The sequence below is a fragment of the Microbacterium sp. E-13 genome (assembly GCF_049912955.1).
GTDB lineage: Bacteria > Actinomycetota > Actinomycetes > Actinomycetales > Microbacteriaceae > Microbacterium.
In genome coordinates this window covers 1,368,742-1,393,218 of the sequence record NZ_CP183973.1, presented here as the reverse complement: position 1 = coordinate 1,393,218, position 24,477 = coordinate 1,368,742, and the positions used below count along the sequence as shown (strand labels likewise).

General features: G+C 71.1%; 22 protein-coding genes and 1 pseudogene. 3 read left to right on the top strand and 20 right to left on the bottom strand.

Going from position 1 to position 24,477, the window contains the following annotated elements; genetic code table 11:
• Window positions 1-271: 271 nt before the first annotated feature.
• The 5 genes from ACN9MP_RS06240 to coaBC all read right to left on the bottom strand — a co-directional run bounded on the left by ACN9MP_RS06240 (window position 272) and on the right by coaBC (window position 7,120).
• Window positions 272-1,300 (bottom strand): ATP-dependent 6-phosphofructokinase, encoded by a 1,029-nt coding sequence (locus ACN9MP_RS06240; RefSeq protein WP_426324589.1) that lies wholly within the window; start codon window positions 1,298-1,300, stop codon window positions 272-274.
• An 83-nt stretch (window positions 1,301-1,383) separates the two neighbouring features.
• Window positions 1,384-2,466 (bottom strand): hypothetical protein, encoded by a 1,083-nt coding sequence (locus ACN9MP_RS06235; RefSeq protein WP_426324587.1) that lies wholly within the window; start codon window positions 2,464-2,466, stop codon window positions 1,384-1,386.
• 35 nt (window positions 2,467-2,501) lie between these two features.
• Window positions 2,502-4,655 (bottom strand): DEAD/DEAH box helicase, encoded by a 2,154-nt coding sequence (locus tag ACN9MP_RS06230; RefSeq protein ID WP_426324585.1) that lies wholly within the window; start codon window positions 4,653-4,655, stop codon window positions 2,502-2,504.
• 264 nt (window positions 4,656-4,919) lie between these two features.
• Window positions 4,920-5,816 (bottom strand): glycerophosphodiester phosphodiesterase, encoded by an 897-nt coding sequence (locus tag ACN9MP_RS06225; RefSeq protein ID WP_426324583.1) that lies wholly within the window; start codon window positions 5,814-5,816, stop codon window positions 4,920-4,922.
• 80 nt (window positions 5,817-5,896) lie between these two features.
• Window positions 5,897-7,120 carry a bifunctional phosphopantothenoylcysteine decarboxylase/phosphopantothenate--cysteine ligase CoaBC gene (gene coaBC, locus ACN9MP_RS06220; protein WP_426324581.1) on the bottom strand — a complete coding sequence of 408 codons (1,224 nt, stop codon included), beginning with the start codon at window positions 7,118-7,120 and terminating at the stop codon, window positions 5,897-5,899.
• 68 nt (window positions 7,121-7,188) lie between these two features.
• On the opposite strand from coaBC, the gene ACN9MP_RS06215 reads away from it, so the two are divergent.
• Entirely contained in the window at window positions 7,189-7,905 is a 717-nt protein-coding gene (locus ACN9MP_RS06215; protein ID WP_426324579.1) for an NRDE family protein, read from the top strand.
• A gap of 66 nt (window positions 7,906-7,971) precedes the next feature.
• Here ACN9MP_RS06215 and ACN9MP_RS06210 read toward each other — a convergent pair whose 3' ends face one another.
• The 7 genes from ACN9MP_RS06210 to ACN9MP_RS06180 form a co-directional block, all read right to left on the bottom strand.
• Window positions 7,972-8,835, bottom strand: a complete 864-nt coding sequence (locus tag ACN9MP_RS06210) for an aldehyde dehydrogenase family protein (protein ID WP_426324577.1) — start codon at window positions 8,833-8,835, stop codon at window positions 7,972-7,974.
• Window positions 8,832-10,328, bottom strand: coding sequence for an aldehyde dehydrogenase family protein (locus ACN9MP_RS06205; RefSeq protein WP_426324572.1), 1,497 nt, complete (start codon window positions 10,326-10,328; stop codon window positions 8,832-8,834). Before ACN9MP_RS06205 ends, ACN9MP_RS06210 begins: the two co-directional genes overlap by 4 nt.
• A 12-nt stretch (window positions 10,329-10,340) precedes the next feature.
• Window positions 10,341-11,348 carry a deoxyribose-phosphate aldolase gene (deoC, locus tag ACN9MP_RS06200; protein WP_426324570.1) on the bottom strand — a complete coding sequence of 336 codons (1,008 nt, stop codon included), beginning with the start codon at window positions 11,346-11,348 and terminating at the stop codon, window positions 10,341-10,343.
• A gap of 60 nt (window positions 11,349-11,408) precedes the next feature.
• Window positions 11,409-12,353, bottom strand: coding sequence for a sugar-binding transcriptional regulator (locus ACN9MP_RS06195; protein WP_426324568.1), 945 nt, complete (start codon window positions 12,351-12,353; stop codon window positions 11,409-11,411).
• Window positions 12,354-12,475: 122 nt separating this feature from the next.
• Window positions 12,476-12,853: a hypothetical protein gene (locus ACN9MP_RS06190; protein WP_426324566.1), complete on the bottom strand. Its 378-nt coding sequence runs from the start codon at window positions 12,851-12,853 to the stop codon at window positions 12,476-12,478.
• 70 nt (window positions 12,854-12,923) lie between these two features.
• Window positions 12,924-13,898 carry a bifunctional riboflavin kinase/FAD synthetase gene (locus ACN9MP_RS06185; RefSeq protein WP_426324564.1) on the bottom strand — a complete coding sequence of 325 codons (975 nt, stop codon included), beginning with the start codon at window positions 13,896-13,898 and terminating at the stop codon, window positions 12,924-12,926.
• Window positions 13,895-14,338 (bottom strand): hypothetical protein, encoded by a 444-nt coding sequence (locus ACN9MP_RS06180; protein ID WP_426324562.1) that lies wholly within the window; start codon window positions 14,336-14,338, stop codon window positions 13,895-13,897. The genes ACN9MP_RS06185 and ACN9MP_RS06180 overlap by 4 nt, the downstream gene beginning before the upstream one ends.
• A 188-nt stretch (window positions 14,339-14,526) precedes the next feature.
• On the opposite strand from ACN9MP_RS06180, the gene ACN9MP_RS06175 reads away from it, so the two are divergent.
• Entirely contained in the window at window positions 14,527-15,552 is a 1,026-nt protein-coding gene (locus ACN9MP_RS06175) for a peptidoglycan DD-metalloendopeptidase family protein (protein WP_426324560.1), read from the top strand.
• Between the two features lie 18 nt (window positions 15,553-15,570).
• Here the strand turns inward: ACN9MP_RS06175 and ACN9MP_RS06170 are convergent, their stop codons facing one another.
• The 4 genes from ACN9MP_RS06170 to ACN9MP_RS06155 all read right to left on the bottom strand — a co-directional run bounded on the left by ACN9MP_RS06170 (window position 15,571) and on the right by ACN9MP_RS06155 (window position 18,483).
• Window positions 15,571-15,939: a hypothetical protein gene (locus tag ACN9MP_RS06170; RefSeq protein WP_426324558.1), complete on the bottom strand. Its 369-nt coding sequence runs from the start codon at window positions 15,937-15,939 to the stop codon at window positions 15,571-15,573.
• Complete coding sequence (truB, locus tag ACN9MP_RS06165) at window positions 15,936-16,829, bottom strand: tRNA pseudouridine(55) synthase TruB (RefSeq protein ID WP_426324556.1); 894 nt, start codon at window positions 16,827-16,829, stop codon at window positions 15,936-15,938. Before truB ends, ACN9MP_RS06170 begins: the two co-directional genes overlap by 4 nt.
• Window positions 16,829-17,509 (bottom strand): uridine kinase, encoded by a 681-nt coding sequence (locus ACN9MP_RS06160; RefSeq protein WP_426324554.1) that lies wholly within the window; start codon window positions 17,507-17,509, stop codon window positions 16,829-16,831. The genes truB and ACN9MP_RS06160 overlap by 1 nt, the downstream gene beginning before the upstream one ends.
• Before the next feature lie 149 nt (window positions 17,510-17,658).
• Window positions 17,659-18,483 (bottom strand): DUF559 domain-containing protein, encoded by an 825-nt coding sequence (locus ACN9MP_RS06155; protein WP_426324552.1) that lies wholly within the window; start codon window positions 18,481-18,483, stop codon window positions 17,659-17,661.
• A gap of 196 nt (window positions 18,484-18,679) precedes the next feature.
• Between ACN9MP_RS06155 and ACN9MP_RS06150 the strand changes: the two genes are divergently transcribed.
• Window positions 18,680-19,546: an A/G-specific adenine glycosylase gene (locus ACN9MP_RS06150; protein WP_426324550.1), complete on the top strand. Its 867-nt coding sequence runs from the start codon at window positions 18,680-18,682 to the stop codon at window positions 19,544-19,546.
• A 121-nt stretch (window positions 19,547-19,667) separates the two neighbouring features.
• On the opposite strand, the gene rbfA is transcribed toward ACN9MP_RS06150, so the two are convergent.
• From rbfA to nusA, 4 genes and pseudogenes are all read right to left on the bottom strand, one after another.
• On the bottom strand, window positions 19,668-20,102 hold the full coding sequence (rbfA, locus tag ACN9MP_RS06145; protein WP_426324548.1) for a 30S ribosome-binding factor RbfA: 435 nt from the start codon (window positions 20,100-20,102) through the stop codon (window positions 19,668-19,670).
• A gap of 66 nt (window positions 20,103-20,168) precedes the next feature.
• Window positions 20,169-22,986, bottom strand: a pseudogene (infB, locus tag ACN9MP_RS06140) (translation initiation factor IF-2).
• A gap of 109 nt (window positions 22,987-23,095) precedes the next feature.
• Window positions 23,096-23,347, bottom strand: coding sequence for a YlxR family protein (locus ACN9MP_RS06135; RefSeq protein WP_426324546.1), 252 nt, complete (start codon window positions 23,345-23,347; stop codon window positions 23,096-23,098).
• 31 nt (window positions 23,348-23,378) lie between these two features.
• Window positions 23,379-24,368: a transcription termination factor NusA gene (gene nusA, locus ACN9MP_RS06130; RefSeq protein WP_426324544.1), complete on the bottom strand. Its 990-nt coding sequence runs from the start codon at window positions 24,366-24,368 to the stop codon at window positions 23,379-23,381.
• Window positions 24,369-24,477: the final 109 nt, after the last annotated feature.

The following is a 24,477-nucleotide window of genomic DNA, read 5'->3' as shown; positions in this document are numbered from 1 at the left end:
CGGCGACGGACTCCCCGGCGGCCAGCGATGGACGCGGAGCCCGGCGACGGACTCCGCGGTGTTCGGCGACGGACTCCGCGGCGGCCAGCGACGGACGCGGCGCCCGGCGACGGATGATCCGTTGTCCGCGTCAGGAGATCTGACGCATACAGGACGATTAGCCGCGAAGCGCCCTGTCCTCGTCAGATCTCCTGAACTCAGAGAGGTGCGATCCCGATTCGGAGAACGGATGCCTCGAGCCGAGGCATCCGCTCTGCTGAGGCCGAGCCCGTCAGCCGAACAGCGCGGCGGCCTCTTCGTAGCGGTAGAGGGGCACGGTGTTGAGCTCGCCGAGCGCTTCGGCGAAGGGGACGCGGACGATGTCGGTTCCCCGCATCGCGACCATCTGACCCCAGGCGCCGTCGACGACCGCGTCGGCGGCGTGCAGGCCGAGCCGCGTCGCGAGCACGCGGTCGAAGCCGGAGGGCGAGCCGCCGCGCTGGATGTGGCCGAGCACCGTAGAACGGGTCTCGATGCCGGTGAGACGTTCGATCTCGGGCGCGAGCACCTCGCTGATGCCGCCCAGGCGTGGGCGGTTGAAGGCATCGAGGCCCTTGTCGCTGTACGCCTCGTCCATGCCCGTGAGCGTGAACCCCTCCGACACGACGATCAGCGGCGCGCGGCCGCGGTCGTGGGCCCTGGTCACCAGATCGGCGATCTCGTCGATCGACATCGGCACCTCGGGGATGCAGATCGCGTGGGCGCCGGCGGCGACGCCGGCGTGCAGGGCGATCCAGCCGACATGGCGGCCCATGACTTCGGCGACCATGCAGCGCTGGTGGGAGTCGCCGGTGGTGCGCAGGCGGTCCATGGCGTCGGTTGCGATGTTGACGGCGGTGTCGAATCCGAAGGAGTAGTCCGTCGCGCGGAGGTCGTTGTCGATCGTCTTCGGCACGCCGAGCACGTTGATGCCGTCGTTCGACAGGCGGTTGGCCGCGGCGAGCGTCCCTTCCCCGCCGATGGCGATGATGCCGTCGAGGCGGTGGCCGTACATGGTCTTCGCGATGTTCTCGGCGCCGCCGCGAGGCCCCTCGTACGGGTTCGTCCGCGACGTGCCGAGGATCGTGCCGCCGACCTTCGACAGCCCCTTCACCTCATGGCGCGTGAGCGGGAAGAAGTCGCCGTCCACCACACCGCGCCAGCCGTCGCGGATGCCGACGAACTCGAGGTCGTAAGTGGTCGTGCCCTTCAGAACGACGCCGCGGATGACCGCGTTGAGCCCGGGGCAATCGCCGCCGCTCGTCAGGATGCCGATCTTCATTGCTGTGTTCCTCGCTGTCGGGTCGGTGAAGAGGGTCGGCGTCGCTGCCTCCCCCGACATTAGCCGCACTGCGGCGCACCCTGCTACACGGGTGGGGCCGGTCTCCACCCGTCCTGGTGCCGCTCCCACCGCTCCCCGCGCGCGGGGCGGGGCAGCGTCCCGCGCAACCAGAACGTCTCGTCGGGATTCCAGCCCGCGAGGACGGTCGCCCGCTCATCGTCGAGCCCGATCGGGCGCGTGGCCGTCGTCAGATAGCCGAGCACCGTCAGGTGCACGGCGTCCGCCTCGGCGGCGACGCTCCGCCAGTCCGGAATCACCCACGCGCCCGCGCGACCGGTCACGCGGAACCAGTCGTGACGGCGGGCAGCCGACACGTCGAGCGGATGCCTCCGGCACAGGCCCGCCCAGTCCTCGGGGCCGGCGATCTCGATCACCCGGGCGGGATAGCCCTCGACGGGCACCGCGTCGGCGGAGTCGCCGCCGAGCGAGTCCTCCTCGAACCACAGGCGTGCGGGCCCATGGCCGCCCAGCGAACGAGTGGTGCGCACGAGCCCGTGCGGCGGGATCGACCACCACATCCCCGACCAGTTCGCACGCGGGTCGGAGGGGCGCTCCCGGGCCGCATGCTCCTCGTCCTCGATGGTGCGGCGATACCACTCCGTCAACGACGCGGCGAGGTCGTCGGGTGCGCGTCCCGCGCCCTCCCATGGAACGGCCCACTGGTCGTCGATGGCCATCGGCGTCGTCCACCACTGGGCGGCAGGCGCGCCCGCGATGAGCTCCGCGGCCGACCGCAGCGCGTCGCGGACCTCGGGGTGGGCCGCGAGCAGATCCTCGCCGTCCGGCCGCTGCCAGTACATGGCGCGGTCGACGCTGGCCCGCAGGGCCTGGCGCAACCGCTCTTCCGTGGGAGCCGGAAGCGGGATCGACCGCAGCGCCGCGACCGCCTCTCGCGGCCCCGCCGGAGGCGGCTCGGGCGGTGCGCCGTCGCCGAACGTGATCAGCGTGCCTCGATCGGCGGCCTCCGATGCCAGGTGCGCCGCCCAGAACAGCGCGGTCGAGGCATCCCTCCCCGCCTTCGTGTCGTCGGCGCACGCCCGCACGTACTCGAGGCACAGGCGGCGGCCGCGCGGGCCGTCGAGCAGCAGATCAGCGTCGAAGGGCATCCGGCCACCCTAGCGAGCGGCCGGATGCCTCCACCTCAGTTCGCGCCGAGCGCCTGACGCAGCACGTGCATGAGTGCTGAAAGCTGCACCGAGTCGCTCGACTGCGGGTCGACGGCCTCGCCGTCGAGCGCGCGGGCGGCGAGGCCCTGCTTGGAGTCGATGAGCTCGGCGATCTTGGTGTCGATCGTGTGCGCGGCGATGATGCGCCACGCCGTCACCGGCTCGTCCTGGCCGATGCGGTGCACGCGGTCGATCGCCTGCGTCTGCTCGGCGGCCGTCCACGACAGCTCGGCCAGCACGACGTTCGACGACGCCTGCATGTTCACGCCGACGCCCGCCGCGGTGAGCGAGCAGACGGCGATCCCGACCTCCGGGTCGTTGTTGAACGCGTCGATCGCCTGCTGGCGGGCGGTGGTCGCCTGATCGCCGCGCAGCGACACCGTCTTCAGGCCCGCCGCGGCGAAGTGCGCCTCGGCGGTGTCCATGACGTCGATGTGCTTCGCGAAGAAGACCACCTTGCCGACCGAGCGCTGCAGCTGCACCGCGTAGTCGGCGGACAGCACGGCCTTCGCCTGGCCGATCTTGCGGACCATGGTGAAGACGTTCTCCGAGCCGGTGCCGGCGGCCTTCGACTCGTCGAGCTCGTTCTGCGCGACGAGGCGGACGATGTCGTCGTCGACGTGACCGGGTGCGTGGCCGCGGTCGCCGCGGGCCTCGATGATGCGGCGGTAGCGAGCGGCGAGCCGCTCGCCGAGCTCGCGCTCGGCCTGGCGGATCGAGCGGCCGAACTCGTCGTCGAGCTCGACGGGAAGGTCGGCGATGAGCTTGTCGGGCAGGTCGGCCGCGACGTCCTTCTTCTTCCGGCGCACGATGCCCATCGAGATGACGGCGTCGCGCGCCTCCGGGTAGAACGACTTGTCGGCGGGTGTCAGACCGGTCTCGTCGAGCTTCTCCATCAGCGCCGGACCCGGCTTCTCGCCGTTCGTCCAGCCGAGGAAGCGCCAGATCGCATCGAAGTCCTCGACGTCGTTGATGAGCGGCGTTCCGGTGAGCGCGAGGAGAAGCGGGTTGCGCACCTGCTCGCGAATACGGGCGGCGAGCGCCAGCACGTTCTGCGAGCGCTGCGACGTGAGGTTCTTGATGAAGTGCGCCTCGTCGACGACGAGACCCTTGAGCCCGATCGAGCTCAGCCACGACAGGTGCCGGTCGAGGATCTCGTAGTTCACGATGAAGACGTCGGCGAACGCATCGATGTTCTCGCCGTCGCCGTGGATCACAGTCGCGCGACGGTGCGGCGTCCAGCGCTCCACCTCGCGCGCCCAGTTCATCTTGACGACGTTCGGCACGACCGCGAGCAGCGGGTAGGCGCCCGCGACGGATGCTGCGAGCACCGACTCCGCCGTCTTGCCGAGGCCCGGCTCGTCGGCGAGGAGGAAGGTGCGGTGGCCGGCGCGCACGGCCTCGAGGAACCGCGACTGATGCGGCATGACCTCGAGTCCCTTGGGCGACAGCCGGTCGAACTCCGGAACGGGCGGCAGGTCCATCGTCGCGCTGGAGCCGCCGGCGCCGGTCTCGAAGGCCTTGTACAGCGGCCCCATGAGCTCCCAGCTGTCCAGGCGCCGGCGCGGCGTCTCCTTCGGGGCGCGTGCCGACAGGTCCGGCGCCAGGAACGGGTTCGCCTCGCGACGCGCCTCGACCTGCGGCGGCACGACCTGGCGCTCGGCCAGCGCTGCCGGAACGACGGGTGCGACCACCGGCGCGACGTCGGTGATGATGAGCTCGTCGGGGGCCAGCTCCGCGCCCGACTCCAGCAGCCAGTCACGGCGCATGCGCCTGGCCACCGGCGATGTCGCCTGGTCGACCTCGAGCAGCTGGATCAGCGAGGTGTCGCGAGCGGCGGTCTTGGCGAGGATGGTCGCGACGCCGTCGAGCCGCTTCAGCAGCTCGGCGCGCGCAGCATCCGTCAGCTCGGCGTCGTTCTTCACTCGCGCGCGCTCCTCGCGCACGAGGAACGCGATCACCTGGAACTTGACGCGGTTCGTCGGGCCCAGCTTGCCGCGCTGGGCCTTGGCCTCGACCTCGCGCACCTTGCGGGCGAGGATCGGGATGATCGGGGCCTCGTCGTCGCGGCGCGCGGACGAGGACTTGCGGCGACGCTGCGCCGTCTGGGCGGGTGCCGTGGTCGGCATGCTCCTCCTGAGCGTGAGTGCCGGATCGGGACCGGCGAGGATCGGGTGACACCGATGGTTCTGCGTGCTCCCGCGGGCGGCGCGAACGCCGTCGCGAACGCGGGAACGGGGTGTCACCGTCGGCGGTCGCGGGCACTCGCTTCTGCGAGCTGCGACGTCGTCAGCGGTTCTTCCCCTCGGCCATTCTAGCGGGCCGCCGACCCCATCGGGGATACCGGCCGGCCGAAAGCGCCCGGAATGCGCCGGCCGGGCGCCGGACGAGGGTCACGGGCCGGCAGAGGCGCTCTGCCACTCGGAGAGCGTATGAGGATCGTCGGTCACGATGCCGTCGACGCCCAGCGCGGTCACGGCGTCCCACTGGGTGTCGTCGTTCAAGGTGTAGACGACGACCCGCGCGCCGTTGGCGTGCAGCTCTTCCACGATGTCGGGACGGGCGAGCACCGCCTTGCGGCTCACCACGACCCCGCGGGCACCGGCTTCGGCGACAGCGCTCACCACGTCCGACGGGAGCTGCTTCACGATGAGCAGCCTCGAGAGCACGTCGGAGCCGGCCGCGGCGAGCGCGAGCGTGCGGGCATCGAAGCTCGCGAACACGACCCGGCGTTCGAGGCCGCGCGCCACGACGTCGGAGACGGCCGCCTCGGCGGCAGCGGCATCCCACTCCCCCTTCAGCTCGACGATGGCGCGACCGTCCGCAGCCACGAGCGCGTCGAGGAACTCGGCGAAGGTCGGCACCGGCGTGCCGACGTAGGCGGGGCCGAACCACGACCCGGCATCGAGTTCGCGCACCTCGGCCAGGGTCAGCGAGGCGAGGCGCCCGTGCCCGTTCGTGGTGCGGTCGACCTTCTTGTCGTGCATGAGCACGGGATGGCGGTCCTCGGTCAGCGCGACGTCCACCTCGACATAGTCGAATCCCGCGTCGAGCGCGGCGGTGATGGCGGGCAGCGTGTTCTCGGGCGCCGTGGCCGCTCCGCCGCGGTGACTCGCGATGAAGGCGGCCTGGCCCGGTGTACGCTCGTCGCCCATCAGCTCGGTCGAACTCACCCGCGCGGGCGTGGCCCCGAGGACCGCGATGACGAGGCTCGCGACGGCGAGCACGCTCATGACGGCCAGGGCGTGGATCCGGTCGCGAGCGCGGTCGGACGCCGCGGGGTAGGGCATCGGGCATGTCCTCCGAGGGTCGTGCTCCACGTCACCGTCGACGTGGTGCGGACCACTCTACATGCGCCGTTACGCTTTCGTTACCTTTTTCTGCGGACCTCGACGACGGCATCCCAGAGGGCCTGCGCGACGTCCTGCTTGCTGCCGCGGCGGGCGGCGACCACCTCGCCGTCGGCATCGACGACGGTCACCGCGTTGTCGGCGGCCTCGAACCCCTTCGACCAGCCGACCTCGTTCACCGCGAGAAGGTCGGTGCCCTTGCGCGCGGCCTTGCGGCGGCCGCGATCGAGGAGCGTCTCGCCGTGGCCGGGGGTCTCCGCGGCGAAGCCGACGATCGTCTGACCCTCCCGGCGGCTGCGGACGAGGCCCGCGAGGATGTCGTCGTTCTCGATCAGGTCGAGCGTGATGCCGCCCGCCGGTGCGGATTCCTTGGCGCGCTTGAGCGGCGACACCTCGGCGACCCGATAGTCCGCCACGGCCGCCGCCATCACGACCACGTCCGCCGCCGGCGCCTCGGCTGTGACGGCGGCCCCGAGCTCGGCCGCCGTGCCGGCCCGCACCACGCGCAGGCGCGGGCGAGCGGATGCCGCTTCCAGCACGCCGTCGTCGACATGGGCCGCCACCAGAACGACGTCGGCGCCGCGCTCGACCGCGGCCAGTGCCACGGCCACGCCCTGCCGCCCGCTCGACCGGTTGCCGATGAAGCGCACGGGGTCGATGGGCTCGCGCGTGCCGCCGGCGCTCACGACCACCCTGAGGCCGTCGAGGTCGCCCTTCGCGACCTCGACCGCGGCGAGCGCGGTCTCGACGATCGCCTCGGGCTCCGACATCCGACCCGGCCCGCTGTCGCCGCCCGTCAGCTCGCCCTCGTCGGGACCGACCACGACGACCCCCCGTTGCCTCAGGGTCGCCATGTTCGCCACCGTCGCCGGGTGCCGCCACATCTCGGTGTGCATCGCAGGCGCCACGACGACCGGTGCCGTGGTGGCGAGTAGGGTCGTTCCCAGGAGGTCGTCCGCCAGTCCCGCGGTCATCTTCGCCAGGGTGTTCGCCGTCGCCGGCGCCACGATCACGAGGTCGGCCGCCTGGCCGAGCGCGACGTGACGCACGCGCGCGACGTCATCGTGGACGGAGGTTGTCACGGGATGACGGCTGATGGCCTCCCAGGTCGGCAGTCCCACGAAGCGCAGCGCGTCTTCGGTGGGGATGACATGCACGTCGTGCCCCGCCTTCACCAGCAGACGCACGACCTGCACCGTCTTGTAGGCGGCGATGCCACCGGTGACCCCGACCACGACGAACACCCTCTGATCTTGGCACGACTGCCCGACACCCCCGGCAACCGCCGGGCGACGACCCCGAGGAGCCCCGCATGTGCACCGTCGTGATCCGCGTCCCCGATTCGGCGGACGAGCCCACGCGCGTGCTCGCGATCCGGGATGAAGACCCTGAGCGACCGTGGAATCCCCTGGGCCGGTGGTGGCCCGAGTCGCACGACGGCATCGTCGGCGTCCGCGATGTGCGCGCGGGTGGAGCCTGGCTTGCCGCCGACCCCGCGGCGGGGCGCCTCGCGGTGCTGCTGAACCGCGCGGACCAGTCCACCCGCCCCGAGTCCGATCTCGTCTCGCGCGGCGGCATCGTGCTCGACACCATCGCGGGCCACGCGCCGGCCGGCGAGCCGTCGACCCATGGGTTCAACCTCGTCGAGGTCGAAGGAGCCCATGCGCGCGTGCTCACCTGGGATGGCGTCACGCTCCGCACGACCGAACTGCCGCCCGGAACGCACATGATCGCCCACGACGACGTCGACGACCCGGGCACTCCGCGCATCGCCCGGTGGCTCAGCGACTTCCGATCGGCCGCGCCCGCGACGGAAGGACGATGGTGGATGCCGTGGGTCGAGGTGCTCGAGCGGTCGGCCGAGCTCCCTTCGACCGACGACGAGGCGATCATCCGCGACAACCGCCCGCACGGCTATCCGACGCTGTCGCTGCTCGCCTGCGTCGCCTCGGTCACCTCGCACGACGTCGACGTGCACTACGGCGAGCTGCGCGAGCCCGGCCACTGGGGCGGCCTCGAGCTGACCTGACCTCCCGCGGCGCCCGGAGCCCCCGACAGCTTCGCGCGGGCGCGGGCGCGGGTGCCGGCGGGCGTTCTACACCAGGCTCTTGGTGTGCCAGACCGTCTTGGTCTCGGTGAACGCCGTGATGCGGGCGAGGCTCGGGGCCGCGGCATCCGTCCCGTTCTCCGGCGGGAGGACCCGCGTCAGCGTCTCGGCTGCGGCGATCTGCAGATCGATCCAGTCGAGGTCGCCGGCGCCCACGAGGTCGAGCGCGTGCACGTCGGGGTGCGACGCGAGCCATGGCGCGAGCTCGGCGGGCGAGCCGGTGAGCACGTTGACCACTCCCCCGGGCACGTCGCTGGTCGCGAGCACCTCGGCGAGGCTGATCGCCGACAGTGGGTAGCGCTGCGAAGCGACGACGACCACCGAGTTGCCGGTGACGAGCGCCGGCGCGATCGCCGACACGAGGCCCACGAGCGCGGTGTCCTGCGGGGCGATGATGCCGACCACACCGGTGGGCTCGGGCACCGAGATGTTGAAGTACGGGCCGGCGACCGGGTTGCCGTTGCCGGCGACCTGGCCGAACTTGTCGCACCATCCGGCGTACCAGACCCACCGGTCGATCGCCTCGTCGACCTCGGCCGTCGCGACGGATGCCGACACCCCGGTCTGCTGAACGATCTCGTCGGCGAACTGGGCGCGGCGGCCCTCGAGGATCTCGGCGACGCGGTACAGCACCTGCCCGCGGTTGTAGGCGGTCGCGCCCGACCAGCCCTTGACGGCACCGCGGGCGGCCGCGACGGCATCCCTCGTGTCCTTGCGAGAGGCGAGCGCCGCATTGGCGAGGAAGCGACCCTGGGGGGTCGCCACCTCGTACGTGCGCCCCGACTCGCTGCGCGGGAAGGCTCCGCCGATGTAGAGCTTGTAGGTCTTCGGGATCGTCAGTCGCGCGCTCACGCCGACACCTCCTTCTTCGAACGGCTTGCTTCCACCCGGCGACCCGGCTCGATCGCCGATCCGCCCTTCAGGTACGCGGCGAGTCCGTGCCGGCCGCCCTCGCGCCCATAGCCCGACTCCTTGTAGCCGCCGAACGGGCTCGCGGGGTCGAACCGGTTGAAGGTGTTCGCCCACACGACGCCCGCGCGCAGGCGGTCCGCCACGGCGAGGATGCGCGAGCCCTTGTCGGTCCAGATGCCGGCAGACAGGCCGTACGGCGTGTTGTTGGCCTTCTCGATCGCCTCGGCGGGGGTACGGAAGGTCAGGACCGACAGCACCGGGCCGAAGACCTCGTCGCGTGCGATGCGGTGGCTCGCCTGCACGTTGGTGAAGATCGTCGGCGCGAACCAGAAGCCGTTCTCGGGGATCACGCAGTCGGCGCTCCAGCGCTCGGCGCCTTCGTCCTCGCCGATCTGGCTGAGCTCGCGGATGCGGTCGAGCTGCTCGCGCGAGTTGATCGCGCCGATGTCGGTGTTCTTGTCGAGGGGATCGCCGAGGCGCAGCGTCGACAGCCGGTTCTTGAGCCGGTCGACCACCTCGTCGTGCACCGACTCCTGCACCAGCAGTCGGCTGCCGGCACAGCAGACATGGCCCTGGTTGAAGAAGATCCCGTTGACGATGCCCTCGATCGCCTGGTCGATGGGGGCGTCGTCGAAGACGATGTTCGCCGCCTTGCCGCCGAGCTCGAGCGTGAGCTTCTTGTCGGTGCCCGCGACGGCCTTCGCGATCTCGCGGCCGACGGCGGTCGAGCCGGTGAACGCGACCTTGTCGATATCGGGATGCCGCACCAGGGCCGCGCCGGTGCCGCCGGCGCCCGTCACGATGTTGACCACGCCCGGCGGCAGATCGGCCTGCTGCAGGATCTCGGCGAAGATGAGCGCCGAGAGAGGCGTCGTCTCGGCCGGCTTCAGCACGACCGTGTTGCCCGCGGCGAGCGCCGGCGCGATCTTCCACGCGAGCATGAGCAGCGGGAAGTTCCACGGGATCACCTGCGCCGCGACCCCCAGCGGCTTCGGTGCCGAACCGAGGCCGGCGTAGTCGAGCTTGTCGGCCCAGCCGGCGTAGTAGAAGAACCACGCGGCGACCAGCGGCACGTCGACGTCACGGCTCTCCTTGATCGGCTTGCCGTTGTCGAGGCTCTCCGCAACGGCGAGCTCGCGAGCGCGCTCCTGGACGAGGCGAGCGATGCGGAAGAGGTACTTGCCGCGGTCGCGTCCGCTCATCTTCGACCAGGTGCGGTCGAACGCGCGGCGGGCGGCCGCGACGGCGGTGTCGACATCCGCCTCCGTCGCCGACGCGATCGTCGCGATGTGCTTCTCGTCGGCCGGCGAGATGGTCGCGAACGACTCTCCCGAGCCGGCACGGAACTCGCCGTCGATGAACAGCCCGTAGTCGTCGCGCAGATCGAGGATCGCGCGCGACTCCGGGGCGGGGGCGTATTCGAGGAAACTCATGGCTCGTCCGTCTCAGTCGATGGTCACGTAGTCGGCGCCGGAGTAGTGTCCCGACGTCAGCTTCTGGCGCTGCAGGAGCACGTCGTTGAGGAGGCTCGACGCGCCGTAGCGGAACAGGTGCGGCTGCAGCCATTCCTCGCCCACCGTCTCGGCGACGGTGACGAGGTACTTGATCGCATCCTTCGAGGTGCGGATGCCGCCCGCCGGCTTCACTCCGACCTTCTCGCCGGTCGCACGGTGCCAGTCGCGCACGACCTCCAGCATCAGGAGCGTGGTGGGCAGCGTCGCCGCCGGCTGCACCTTGCCGGTCGACGTCTTGATGAAGTCGCCGCCCGCCAGGATCGCCAGCCACGACGCGCGCTTGATGTTGTCGTAGGTGCTGAGCTCGCCGGTCTCGAGGATCACCTTGAGCGACGCGTACGAGCCGTCCTCGCGGCGGCACGCCTGCTTCACTCGCGCGATCTGATCGAACACGAGGCCGTAGCGCCCGGCGAGGAACGCGCCCCGGTCGATGACCATGTCGATCTCGTCAGCGCCGTGGGCGACCGCCTCGGCGGTGTCGGCCAGCTTGATGTCGAGCGACGCACGGCCGCTCGGGAACGCCGTCGCCACGGCGGCGACGCTGACACCGCCGTCGTCGGGGTCGCCGTGCGCCGAGCCGAGCGCCTCGACCGCGTACGGCACCATGTCGCCGTACACGCAGACCGCGGCCACGCGCGGAGTGGTGGGGTCCGCAGCATCCGGATTCAGAGCCTTCGCCGCCAGCGAGCGCACCTTGCCGGGTGTGTCGGCGCCCTCCAGCGTGGTGAGGTCGATCAGCTGGATGATCTTGTCGAGCGCCCACGCCTTCGACGAGGTCTTGATCGACCGCGTACCGAGGCCGGCCGCGCGCTGCTCGAGACCCACCGCGTCGACGCCCGGAAGACCGTGGAGGTAGCGGCGCAGGGTGGTGTCGTCGGGCTGTCCGCCCAGCAGTTCGACCGCCCTCTCGGGCAGCGTCACGATCGAGGTGCCTGACATGTCATGACCTGGCTTTCGTTGGGATTGTGAGGAGTGGATGCTGCGGGCAGGAGCGGTGCGTCAGCCGTCGAGCAGGTGGCGCGCGGTCGACTCGTCGGTGACGAGTACGGTGCACAGGCCCGAACCCACCACGGCAGCCGCGACGGCGCGCTTGGGTTCGCCGGCGATCGCGGCGATCGCCATGCGCGCTCGACGCAACTCGTCGAGCGAGAGACCCACGGTGCGGGCATCGAGGCTGTCGTCGACGGTGCGCCCGCCGGCGTCGATGTAGCGGCCGACGACGTCGCCCACCGCGCCGGCCGCGACGAGGCGGTCGATGTCGGCCCCCGAGAGGTAGCCGCTGTCGACGTGGACCGAACGATGGTCCGCCGCTCCGGCGCTGAACAGGTAGGCGTCGGCGGACCGGGCGATCTCGAGCACCCGCGCGACGACCCGGTCGGCCTCGATGGCCTCCTTGGTCGAGCGCTGCTCGAGGATCGCGGGACTCGGCAGCAGCGCAGCGCTGCCGCCGCCCTTCTGGGCGATGCTCACGGCGGTGGCGGCCGCAGTGCCGGGCCGCGCGCTCATGCTCACCCCGCCGTTGATCTGCACGACGTCGGTGTGCGACGACCACCCGTCGCGGAGGTGGTGAGCGACGTCGGACAGAGTGCGGCCCCAGCTCACGCCGAGCACCCGCGGGCTCGGCCGCAGGGCCGCGAGGTAGTCGGCGGCGGCCTGAGCGACCCGCTGCTGCAGCTCGTCTTCGTTGCGCACGCCGGCGTGCGAGACGACGACCGCGTCGGCCATTCCGCGTTCGTCGCGGAGGCGACGTTCCAGTTGCGGGCGCCGTGCGCGCGAATGGAGGATCTCGATGCGGACGAAGCCCTCTTCCTTCGCCTGGGTGAGCAGGCGACCGACCTTCCAGCGGGTGATCTGCAGGCTGCGGCCGATCTCCTCCTGGGTGAGGTTCTCCTCGTAGTACAGCTCGGCGGCGCGGATCGAGAGCAGCTCGTCGACGGCGTCCATGATCCTCCCTCCGTCGTCCTCCAGGCTGACACAAGCACGCGCACACGAGCAACATCTGCACGAAAGTTGCTCAGATGAGCAGTCTCGGCCGCTCCCGACCCCGGAGACGTCCGGAAAATACCTCAGCCGCCCGCCTTCGCCGGCGACGGTGCGCCGCCCACCCTCGAGTACCTCAGAAGCACGATCACCCCGATGCCGACGACCACGACGAACGCGGCCGTCAAAGTGGTGAACGCGAACCAGTTGCCATCGAGCGCCAGCACGATCGCCGCCGACACCACGGCGATCGCCGCGGCCGCCAGCTTCGACCCGAACTTCAGGCCGAGGCCGGGGGTGAGCCGGCCCGCGGGCGAATCGCCGCGGGCGAGGATCAGATCGGCGAACGCATCCAGCGTGGCGAGCAGAGAGGCGGAGTACGCCACGGCGCAGCCGAGCGCACCCCACAGGTTGACGTCGTCGCCGGCCGCCGCGTCGGCGGCCATCAAGACCAGCGCGTGCACGCCTCGATGCTAGGGGCGACGGGGCATGCGGGTCTACGGAGGGGTCGAGACCCGACGAGGATGAGCCGTGTCAGGCGACGAGCTCGCGCCGCACGCGGACGATGTCGTCGGCCATCTGCTCCACGAGCGCCTCCACCCCGTCGAACGCCACCATGCCGCGGATCCTCGTGACGAACTCGATCTCCACGATGTGGCCGTAGAGGTCGAGGTCGGTCTCATCGAGCACGTATGCCTCGACCTGGCGCACCTCGACATCGTCGAACGTGGGGTTGGTGCCGATGCTGACGGCCGCCGGGTACCGCACGCTGCTGCGCGCCGTGGACGCCCCCTGCTCGGGGAGGCCCTCGTCGACCAGCCAGCCGGCGTAGACCCCCTCGGCGGGCACGAAGCCCTCCAGATCAGCCGAGAGGTTCGCCGTCGGGAAGCCGAGCTCCCGGCCCCGCTTCAGTCCGTGCACCACCTCGCCGCGCACGGCGTGCGGGCGCCCGAGCAGTCGCGTCGCGCCCGTCACGTCTCCGGCGTCGAGCAGTTCGCGCACCCAGGTCGACGAGACGCGGCGGCCGGCGTCGATGGCGCGCACGTCATCGACGACGTCCACCTCGAAGCCGAACTCCGGCCCGAGCTCGCGCAGCAGCTCGGGGGTGCCCGCGCCTCCCCGGCCGAAGCGGAAGTCGACGCCGACCATGACGACTCGCACACCCAGCGCGCCGACGAGCACGTGCTCGACGAACTCCCGCGCACCGAGGTCGGCGAGTGCGCGGTCGAAAGTGAGCATCAGCGTGGCGTCCACGCCGGCATCCGCGAGCAGGCGGAGCTTCTGGTCCACCCCGACGAGGCTGTCGGGGCAGATCTCCGGACGAAGCAGTGCCAGCGGATTGCGGTCGAAGGTCACCGCGACGACGCGCGAACCGGACGCCTCGGCATCCACCCGTGCCCGGTCGATGACCGCGCGATGTCCGGAGTGCACGCCGTCGAACTTGCCGATGGCGACGACCGACGGACCGAACCCTGCAGGAACCTCGCGAGGGTCACGGAAGACGATCACGACCCGACCGCCGCCGGTGCCGGCCTCGCCGCCCGCGGGGCCGGGCGATGCGCCGCGAGCCACCACAGGCCGAGGAACGGAAGCACGAGAGGCACGAAGACGTAACCCATCCCGAACCAGGACCACACGGTCGGATGCGCGAAGAGATCCGGCGCGAGCAGGCTCAGCGTTCCGATGACGAGGACGCCGACGAGCTCGAACACGATCGCCACCCACGCCACGATGTACCAGCCGCGGCGGCCGGCGAACACCAGCGCGAGCGTCGCGACGATGTACACGATCGCCGAAAGGGCCGACAGCGTGTAGGCGAGCGGCGCCTCGTCGAAGCGCTCGGCGATCTGCACGAAGGACCGACCGGTGGCGCCGAGCGCCATGATCGCGTAGACGATCACGAGCACACGTCCGATGCCGGTCATGCGGGGGCGGGCGGAAGACGACATGACCTCCCCATCCTAGATCCGGAGCCGGCTTGCGCCCCCGCCCCGCCCTGCCCGGGCCGCGGCCGGCCGCCGGCCCATAAACCACATCCGCATCAGCAGTAGACAGAAACACCGTCTAATGACAGCATTCACAGGACGGACTCCCCCCGGCCGTGCCTTTCCTTCCGCCCTTTCACGAGAAGCACGCCATGCGATCGATCCGTCCCCTCCTGCTCACCGTCCTCACCGCAGCGGCGCTCACCGTGGGCGCCGTCTCCCCTGCGTCGGCAGCCGCAACGACCGCGTCGGCCGTCACGGCGCGCGTCGCGACCGAGACCTCGGCGGCCGCCTTCCGGCTCCCCGTCGCCGCCAAGACCTACTACCTCTCCTCCCACTTCGGGCCGCGCTGCATCCCGACGCAGGGCGGTTCGACTTATCACCAGGGCGTCGACCTCGCCGCGAAAGCGGGCACACCGATCTACGCGATCGCCGCCGGCGTCGTCACCGCGACGGTCGACGGCACCTCGTCGCGCGCCGGCTACGTCTCGGTGCGCCATTCGATCGACGGAGCGCAGTACACGTCGACCTATATGCACGTCTGGTCGGCCACGACGCAGGTCAGGGTCGGTCAGACGGTGGCCGCGGGCCAGCGCATCAGCGAGGTGGGCAACAGTGGTGTGTCATCGGGCAGCCACCTGCACCTCGAGCTCTGGAAGGCCGGCACGAACGGATCGCAGGCCCAGAACGCGGCTGCGTTCCTTCAGCAGCGGGGCATCGACCTGTACGCCTCGGCCACGGCCGTCACCGCCCCCGCCACGCCCGCCACGTGCACCTACTACACCGTCGGTGCGGTGAACTTCCGCACCGGACCCTCGACCGGCTACTCGATCCTGCGAACGCTTCCGTCGGGAACCGCCATGACGCACGTGCCGGGCAGCATCACCGCGGGTTTCATCCCGGTGACCGTCGGATCCCAGGCCGGCTGGATCTCGGCGAGCTACGTGTCGCCGAACAAGCCGTCGGCCCCGGTCACCGCACCGGCGCCGCCGCCGACCTATGCCACCACCGCGCCGCTCAACCTCCGGGTCAGCCCGTCGATCTCGGCCGCTCGCATCCTCGTCATCCCGCAGGGCGCGAACGTCGGCGTCATCCTCGCGTCGAGCGACGTATGGCGCAAGGTGACCTACGCCGGCAGGACGGGCTGGGTGCACTCGGCCTATCTCGTCAAGCGCTGAGCTCACCGCCTCACGGCGTCACGCGATCTGGACCGTCCAGATCACCTGCATGCGCCACACCATCACCGCGATCGAGAGCGCGGCGATCCCCATGATGACCGTGCTCCAGCGGCTGCGCTCGAGGAGGGCCCACGCGACCGCGGCGAAGGGCAGGAGCACGGCGGAGACCAGGTAGACCCAGAACTCCAGGAGGCTGCCCGACGGCGGATTGCCCGCGAACGGCGCGATGATGGCGATCACGACCTGCGCGAGGAGGAGCAGCTCCACCAGCGCGAGCGACCCGACCGTCCAGTCGCTCGGGCGGCGGCCGGCAAGCCCCGCGATGACGCAGAACAGGCCCGCCGCCACAGCCACGACGACCTGCGCGATCGTGAACCACAGGATCATCGGGCGGCCTCCTCGGGCATGTTCATGGCGCTCTTCACGTCGGCACCCCGGCGCTCGACGATGCCGACCAGAGCCCCGTCGGGGTCGATCGCCGCCGTCGGACTCGCCGGGAGCCGGTCCGCCGCGCCGAGCAGACGCTTGCCGTGGCGGAGGTCTCGCGCTTCGTCGGCGGTCACGTCGAATCGGCCGAGCACCGCGGCCGCCGCCTCAGCGGGGGGCATCAGCGGAGCACCGGCGAGCGCGTCGACGGCAGCTGCCCCCGCCACGTCGAAGGGGCCGATGCGGGTGCGCCGCAAGGCCGTGAGGTGTCCGCCGACGCCGAGCGCGGCGCCGAGATCGCGCGCCAGCGACCGGATGTACGTGCCGCTCGAGCAGTCGACGACGACATCGAGATCGACCACTCCTCCGGGCGAGTGGCGCCGCTCTTCGACGACGTCGAATCGCGACACCGTGACCTCGCGGGCTTTCAGCTCCACCGCCTCACCGGCACGAGCGAGATCGTAGGCACGGCGGCCGTCGACCTTGATCGCCGAGTAGGTGCTCGGCACCTGCGAGATCCGCCCGGTCAGGGCCGCGATGCCCCCAGAGATGTCGGCGGCGGCCAGGGGCGAGGCATCCGTCGTCGAAACGACCTCGCCCTCGGCGTCGTCGGTGTCGGTCGCGACCCCGAGGCGGATGGTGGCCTCGTAGGTCTTGTCGAGACCGACGACGAACGTGAGAAGGCGCGTCGCGCCCTCGACGCCCAGGACGAGCAGTCCCGTGGCCATCGGGTCCAGCGTGCCGGCGTGGCCGATCTTGCGCGTGCCGAGCGCGCGGCGCGCACGAGCCACGACGTCGTGCGAGGTGATGCCGCCCGGCTTGTCGACGAGCAGGATTCCGGGTGCCGCCATCAGCCGCGCCCGACGATCCGGGGGTGTGCGAGGTCGGTGTTGTCGACGATGACGGATGCCGCCTCCCGCGGGCGTGCCTCGCGCAGGTAGATCTCCTGCCCTTGCCGGTAGCGGTCGTTCGCGGGGGCGTCCGGATCGGGATCGGAGCCGTCGCGGAGCGCCAGTCGGGCGTACGACATCGCGAACGGAACGTCGAGCCACAGCGAGAAGTCCCACAGGTCGCGCAGCTCGGGCCGGTGCAGGAAGATGCCGTCGACGATGAGGACGGCATCCCGCGGGGCTGTCACCCACTGCGACTCGACCGGCGCGTCGCGCGCGACGTCGAACGCGGCGAGCTGGAACCCGGTGGTGCCGGCGGTCTGCGCTCCGTCCAGGAAGGGGTCGATGAGCACGCGGCGGAAGGTCGCGTAGTCGTAGGAATCGCGGTAGAAGCCCTCCGGACTGCGGCGCCCGCGCAGATACCGCTCGGACCGCGGCCGGTGGAAGCCGTCGATGCTCGCGCGGAACACGGCGTCTCCGGTCTCGGCGAAGACCTCCGCCAGGCCGTCCGCGAACACCGTCTTTCCGGCACCGTCGAGTCCGTCGACGGCGACGATGACCCGGCCGGCGGCGTTCCGGCGCCGCACGCCGTCGCGGAGCTCGCGCCACAGCGTCGTGGTCGGAGTCACGGGCAGGCGCATGGTTCCAGCCTACGGCGCGGCCGCCGCTCGCCCCGCCGCTGAGGGCTGCTCGACCTGCGCATCGGAGGAGATCTGCCGATGCGAGGAGCCGGGGCTCGTCGAGTTCCTCTGTGTCGCAGATCTCCGCTGATTCGCCGGCGCCGCGCGCTTCACCGCGCCCGATGGAGTCCCTGGGCGACAGAACGCGTGATGAGATCCTGAACTTCCGGCCACCGGTGAACCATCTGGCTGTATCCCACCCGGATGACGTGGTACCCCATGAGCGCGAGGCGGGCGTCGTGGGCGATGTCCTTCTCGCGCTGCGCACCCACATGCGTCCCGCCGTCGATCTGCAGCACGAGCCTTTCGCCGATGAGGAAGTCGACGGGCCGACCCGCGATCCAGATCTGAGGACGAACGGGAAGTCCCATCCACCTGAGGCGCGGCGGCACGAAGGACTCGAGGCCGGAATCCGACCACGGGACGGCGTCTTCGACGATGCGACGGGCGGCGGGCGAGAGTGGCAATCGCCGCATGCTCTCGAGGTCGGCGAGCGATCGATTGAGCGCCGACTCCCAGATCGCCAGTGCGCGTTCGTACGGCTGACAGCTCGCTGCGAGAGCCAGCACGTTCTCGACGGGGTCTTCGAGGGACTCAGGATGCCGCGGCACCGGCGGCTTCGCCCAGTGCACGTGCGCGCCGCCGGCGCGGACGGCACCGGAGTTGGACGGCGCAGCCACGTGCGGCTCGCCGTCGTGCAGCACCCACAGTCCGAGCCGGCTCGCCTGCGTCACACACGTGAGGACGACACCCCCTCTCGCCGCGAAGACCAGCGCGGGATCGGCGTCCGGGGTCGCCACCCACCCCTTCCGCACCCGCCGGAGACGGCCGGCCGAGACCGCGCTCCCGATCGAATGGCGACTCCACCCCTCGTCGAGCAGCGTCGTGGTGCGCATCACCCCTCGGCGCGCCGGCGGCGCAGCATCCCCTGTCATCCTCCGAGCCTCGCTGCCCCTCCCCGACGACGAAGCGCGCTCGCGCCGATCAGTGGACCGCCGGCCGACATCGACCGCTGTGGAGGAGCCGCCGCACACCCGCGGAGATCGGCAGACCAGAGGGTGTTCGGAACGAGAAGCTCCTCGCATCCGCAGATATCCGCTGATGCGCGGCGCCAGATCTAGGCTGGAGCGCATGCCCGATCTCGCCGCACCGCTCGCCGAGTGGTACCGCGAGAATGCGCGCGACCTCCCGTGGCGTCGCCCCGGGTTCGGCCCGTGGGGCGTGCTGGTCAGCGAGTTCATGCTCCAGCAGACGCCCGTGAACCGCGTGATCCCGCACCTCGAGGCGTGGATGGCGCGCTGGCCCGCGCCGACCGATCTCGCCGCAGCGGCTCCCGCCGACGCTGTTCGGCAGTGGGCGAATCTCGGGTACCCGCGACGGGCACTGTGGCTGCATCGCGCAGCCGTCGAGATCCGCGACCGCCACGACGGCGTGGTGCCGCGCGACGTCGACGCGCTCCTGGCGCTGACGGGTATCGGCGACTACACCGCGCGGGCCGTGGCCGTCTTCGCCTACGGCGATCGCCACCCCGTCGTCGACACCAACACGCGCCGGGTGCTCGCACGGGTCGTCGACGGCAGATCGCAGCCCGGCCCGCCCTCCAGACGCGACCTCGAGGCGATGTCGGCGATCCTCCCCGACGACCGTGCGGACGCGGCAGTCCTCAACGCCGCGGCGATGGAGCTCGGAGCGACGGTGTGCGTCGCCCGCAGCCCGCGCTGCGACGCGTGCCCGCTGCGAGACCGCTGCGCGTGGCGCGCGGCCGGCTACCCCGACACCGGCGACGAGCGCCGCAGGCAGGCGAGGTACAAGGGCAGCGACCGTCAGGCGCGGGGTGCGGTGCTGAAGACGCTGAGGGATGCCGCGACCCACGCCGTGCCGCTCGGGCAGGTGGTGCCGGACTGGCCCGACACCCGCCAGCGCGACCGCGCCATCGACTCGCTTATCGCCGACGGGCTGGCAGAGGCATACGACGGCCTCCTGCGCCTCCCGGCGTGACGCGTCTCCCGGCGTGACGCGCCGCCCGGCGCGACACCACGACCTCGGAGAACGCCACAGCGTCGGAGACGGAACGAGGTTCCGGTCCGACGCTGTGGTGATGTCTGGGTGACGCGAAGGATCACTCCCCGTCGTCGAGATCCTTCGGCTTGACGTACGGGTCGGCGTCACCGGCGTAGGTCGCCGTCGATGCGATGCCCGCGACCGCCTGGTCGCGCTCACGCGCCTCGCGAAGCAGATCCTCGATATGCCCGGCGTTCTCCGGAATCGCGTCCAGGATGAACTCCAGCGACGGGGTGAGACGCACGTTGAGGTGCTTGCCGACCTCGGAGCGCAGCATCCCCGTCGCCGCCTTCAGCGCCTGGGCAGATGCCTCGCGCTCCTCGGCCGAGCCGAGGACGGTGTAGAACACCGACGCGTGCTGGAGGTCACCGGTGACGCGCACATCGGTGATAGTCACGAAGCCCAGGCGGGGGTCGCGAAGGCCCTTCTCGAGCCGCTCGGCCAGGATGACGCGGATCCGGTCGCCCAGGCGCGCCTGACGTTCCGATGCCATGATGTTGCTCCCTTCGAAGCGCGAGGGACGCCCTGGCTCACAGGACGCCCCTCGCGGATGCGCGGATTACGCGCGGGGCTTCTCGACCATCTCGGTGGTCTCGATCTCGTCGCCCACCTGGATGTCGTTGTACTTGCCGAGGCCGATACCGGCTTCGAAGTCCGTGCGCACCTCGGTGACGTCGTCCTTGAAGCGGCGCAGCGACTCGATCGCCAGACCGTCGGCGATGACCACGCCGTCGCGGATGACGCGCGCCTTGGCGTTGCGCGTGATCGTGCCCGAGCGGACGATGACACCGGCGATGTTGCCGAACTTCGAGGAGCGGAACACCTCGCGGATCTCGGCGACACCCGACTGGACCTCTTCGAACTCCGGCTTGAGCAGGCCCTTGAGCGACTGCTCGACGTCGTCGATCGCGTTGTAGATGACCGAGTAGAACCGGACGTCCACGCCCTCGCGGGCGGCGCGCTCGCGCGCCTTCGTGTCGGGACGGACGTTGAAGCCGATGACGATCGCGTTGTCGATCGTCGCCAGGTTGATGTCGGACTCGGTGATCGCACCGACGCCGCGGTGGATGATCCGAAGCTGCACCGAGTCGTCGACCTCGATCTTGAGGAGCGACTCCTCGAGCGCCTCGACGGCACCCGACACGTCACCCTTGATGATGAGGTTGAGCGACTCGACCTTGCCCTCTTCGAGCGCACGGGTGAAGTCCTCGAGCGAGATGCGCTTGCGGGCCTTGGCCAGCTGTGCGTTGCGCTCGGCGGCCTCGCGCTTCTCGGCGATCTGACGCGCGGTGCGGTCCTCCTCGGTCACGATGAACGTGTCGCCGGCTCGCGGCACCGAGTTCAGACCCTGCACCTGCACCGGACGCGAGGGGTAGGCCTCGAGCACCGGGTCGCCGTTCTCGTCCGCCATGGCCCGGACGCGGCCATAGGCCGTGCCCGCGACGATCGCGTCGCCGACGCGCAGCGTTCCGGACTGGATGAGCACGGTGGCCACCGATCCGCGGCCCTTGTCGAGCTTGGCCTCGATCGCGACACCGCGGGCGTCCTTGTTCGGGTTGGCCGTGAGGTCGAGCCCCGCGTCGGCGGTCAGCAGCACAGCGTCGAGGAGTTCCTGGATGCCGGTGCCCTGACGGGCCGACACATCCACGAACATCACGTCGCCGCCGTACTCCTCGGCCACGAGGCCGTACTCGGTGAGCTGCTGACGCACCTTGGCCGGGTTGGCGTCGGGCTTGTCGACCTTGTTCACCGCGACCACGATCGGCACGTTCGCCGCCTGGGCGTGGTTCAGAGCCTCGACCGTCTGCGGCATGATGCCGTCGTCGGCCGCGACCACGAGGATCGCGAGGTCGGTCACCTGCGCACCACGGGCACGCATCGCGGTGAACGCCTCGTGACCCGGGGTGTCGATGAAGGTGATGGCCCGCTCGATCTCGTCGTGCTCGGTCCACACCTGGTAGGCGCCGATGTGCTGCGTGATGCCGCCGGCCTCCCCCGCGACCACGTTGGTCTGGCGGATGGCGTCGAGCAGTCGCGTCTTACCGTGGTCGACGTGACCCATGACGGTCACGACGGGAGGCCGGATCTCGAGGTCTTCCTCGTTCTCCGCCTCCAGCTCGGCCTCGAGGTCGAGACCGAAGCCCTCGAGGAGCTCCTTGTCTTCGTCCTCGGGCGAGACCATCTGGATCTTGTAGCCGAGCTCGGCGCCGAGGACCTCGAAGGTGGCCTCGTCCAGCGACTCGGTCGCGGTCGCCATCTCACCGAGGTTGAACAGGATGGTGACGAGCGTGCCGGGCTGCACGGTATAGCCGCGCAGGGCCTCCAGCTTGTCGGCGAAGTCGGCGATCGATGCGCCGCGACGCAGGCGGATGATCTCGCCGTTGCCCTTCGAGACGTTGACGCCGCCGACGACCGGCGCCGACCGCATCTCGAACTCTTGACGCTTCGCCCGACGCGACTTGCGCTGCTTCGACTTGCCGCCGCCCTTGCCGAAGGCACCCGCGGTACCACCGCCGGGGCCACGGCCACGACCGCCGCCACCGCCGGGACGACCGGCGAAGCCGCCGCCGGGTGCGCCCGCACCGGGCGCGCCACCGGGACGCTGGAAGCCGCCGCCGGCACCGCCGGGACGACCGGGGCCGCCGGGACGCTGCTGGAAGGGGGCGCCGGGACGACCGCCGCCGCCGGGACGACCGGGGCCGCCGGTGCGCGGAGCGCCGGGACGCGGGGCACCCGGGCGCGGAGCCTGGGGACGCGGGATGTTGCCGGGGCTGGGGCGCTGACCCATGCCCTGCGCCGAAGCGAAGGGGTTGTTGCCCGGACGCGGGCCGGCGGGACGCTGGCCCATGCCCTGCGAGGAGGCGAAGGGGTTGTTGCCGGGACGCGGCGTGCCGCCCGGGCGCGGGGGGCTGCGGAGTCGCGGCCGCGGGGCCGGGCTTGGGGCCACCGGGTGCCGCCGGTGCGTCGGGGGCCTGGGCGGCCGGAGCCGCGGGAGCGGCCGGCGCGGGAGCGGCGGGGGCCTTGGCCGCCGGAGCGGCCTGGGCCGCCGGAGCGGCCGGCGCCTGGGCGGCAGGCGCCTGCGCGGCGGGTGCCGCGGGTGCGGCCGGACGTGCCGGGCCGGGCTTCACCGCCGGACCGGGCTTCGCCGAGGGCGCACCGGGCCTGGCCGCGCTGGCGGGCGATGCGCCGGGCTTCGCCGCCGCGGGCGCCGCGTCACCGGACTTGGCCGCGCCGTCGGCTTCGAGGGCCGCGCGCAGCTTGCGCGCAACCGGGGGTTCGATGGTGGACGAGGGGCTCTTGACGTATTCGCCGAGCGCCTTCAGCTTCTCGAGCGCGACCTTGCTGTCGACGCCGAGCTCGGAAGCGATCTCGTGCACGCGTGGTTTGGCAGCCACAAATTCTCCTGTCTGGGTCCACCCAGACAGGGCAGACCGTTATTGGCGGACGGGTCTCATTTCGAGCCGTTCACTTTTTTTCCATAGCCGTTCAGCCTTTTCGCTGGATGTGCTGTTCGATGGTCTGCGTGTCAAGCGGGCCTGACACACGCAGTGCCCGCACGAAGGCGCGGCGCCGGATGGCGGCATCCACGCACTCCTGCGTCTCGTGCACCCACGCGCCTCGTCCGGGCATCGACGCGCGCTCGTCGGGGACGAGGACGGAACCGATGGAGACCACCCTGAGGAGGGAGGACCGGGGAGCACGCGTGCGGCATCCGACGCACGTTCGTACAGGGACCATTCTACACGCCGGGGCCGGGAGGCAGCGCCGGTCAGCCCTCCTCGAGGATGCTGTCGGGCTGGATGTCGATCTTCGCGCCGGTCAGCTTCGCGGCGAGGCGGGCGTTCTGCCCTTCCTTGCCGATCGCGAGCGACAGCTGGTAGTCGGGCACGAGGGCCCGCACGGCCTTGTTCGAGGCATCCAGCACGAAGCTCGACGTCACCTTCGCGGGCGACAGCGCGTTCGCGACGAACTTCGCCAGCTCCGGGTCGTAGTCGACGATGTCGATCTTCTCGCCCCCGAGCTCCTCGGTCACCGCGCGCACACGGCGGCCGAGCTCGCCGATGCACGCGCCCTTCGCGTTGATCGACGGGTCGTTCGCCTTCACCGCGATCTTCGTGCGGTGGCCGGCCTCGCGGGCGAGCGAGACGATCTCGACGAGACCCGCGGGGATCTCCGGGACCTCGAGGGCGAACAGCTTGCGCACGAGCCCCGGGTGCGTGCGCGAGACCGTGATGGACGGGCCCTTCGCGCCCTTGGCGACCGACGTCACATAGACGCGCAGGCGTGCGCCGTGGCCGTAGTCCTCGCCGGGCACCTGCTCCTCGGGGGGCAGGATCGCCTCGACGGTGCCCAGGTCGACGTGCACCATGCGGGGATTCGGGCCCTGCTGCACGATGCCGGCGACGATGTCGCCCTCCTTGCCGCGGAACTCGCCCAGGACGGCGTCGTCGGCGATGTCACGAAGACGCTGGCTGATGACCTGCTTCGCGGCGAACGCGGCGATGCGGCCGAAGTCCTCGGGAGTCGACTCCTCCTCGCCGATGACGGCGCCCTCGTCGTCGAGCAGCGGGATGAACACGGCCACATGGCCGGTCTTGCGGTCGAGTTCCGCGCGCGCGCCGTCGGGAAGCTCACCGGTGGGCGAGGTGTGCTTGGCGTAGGCGGTCAGGATCGCCTGTTCGATGATCCGCACGAGCTCGTCGAAGGGGATCTCCTTCTCGCGCTCGACAGTCCGCAGCAGTCCGAGATCGATGTCCACAGTGGCCTCCGTATTCAGCTCTCACCGGCGCGTCGGCGCCGGAACCCTCCAACATTACCGGATGCCGCTTCCTGCCGTCCCTGGGAGTCACCTGCTCCATCGCCCACCG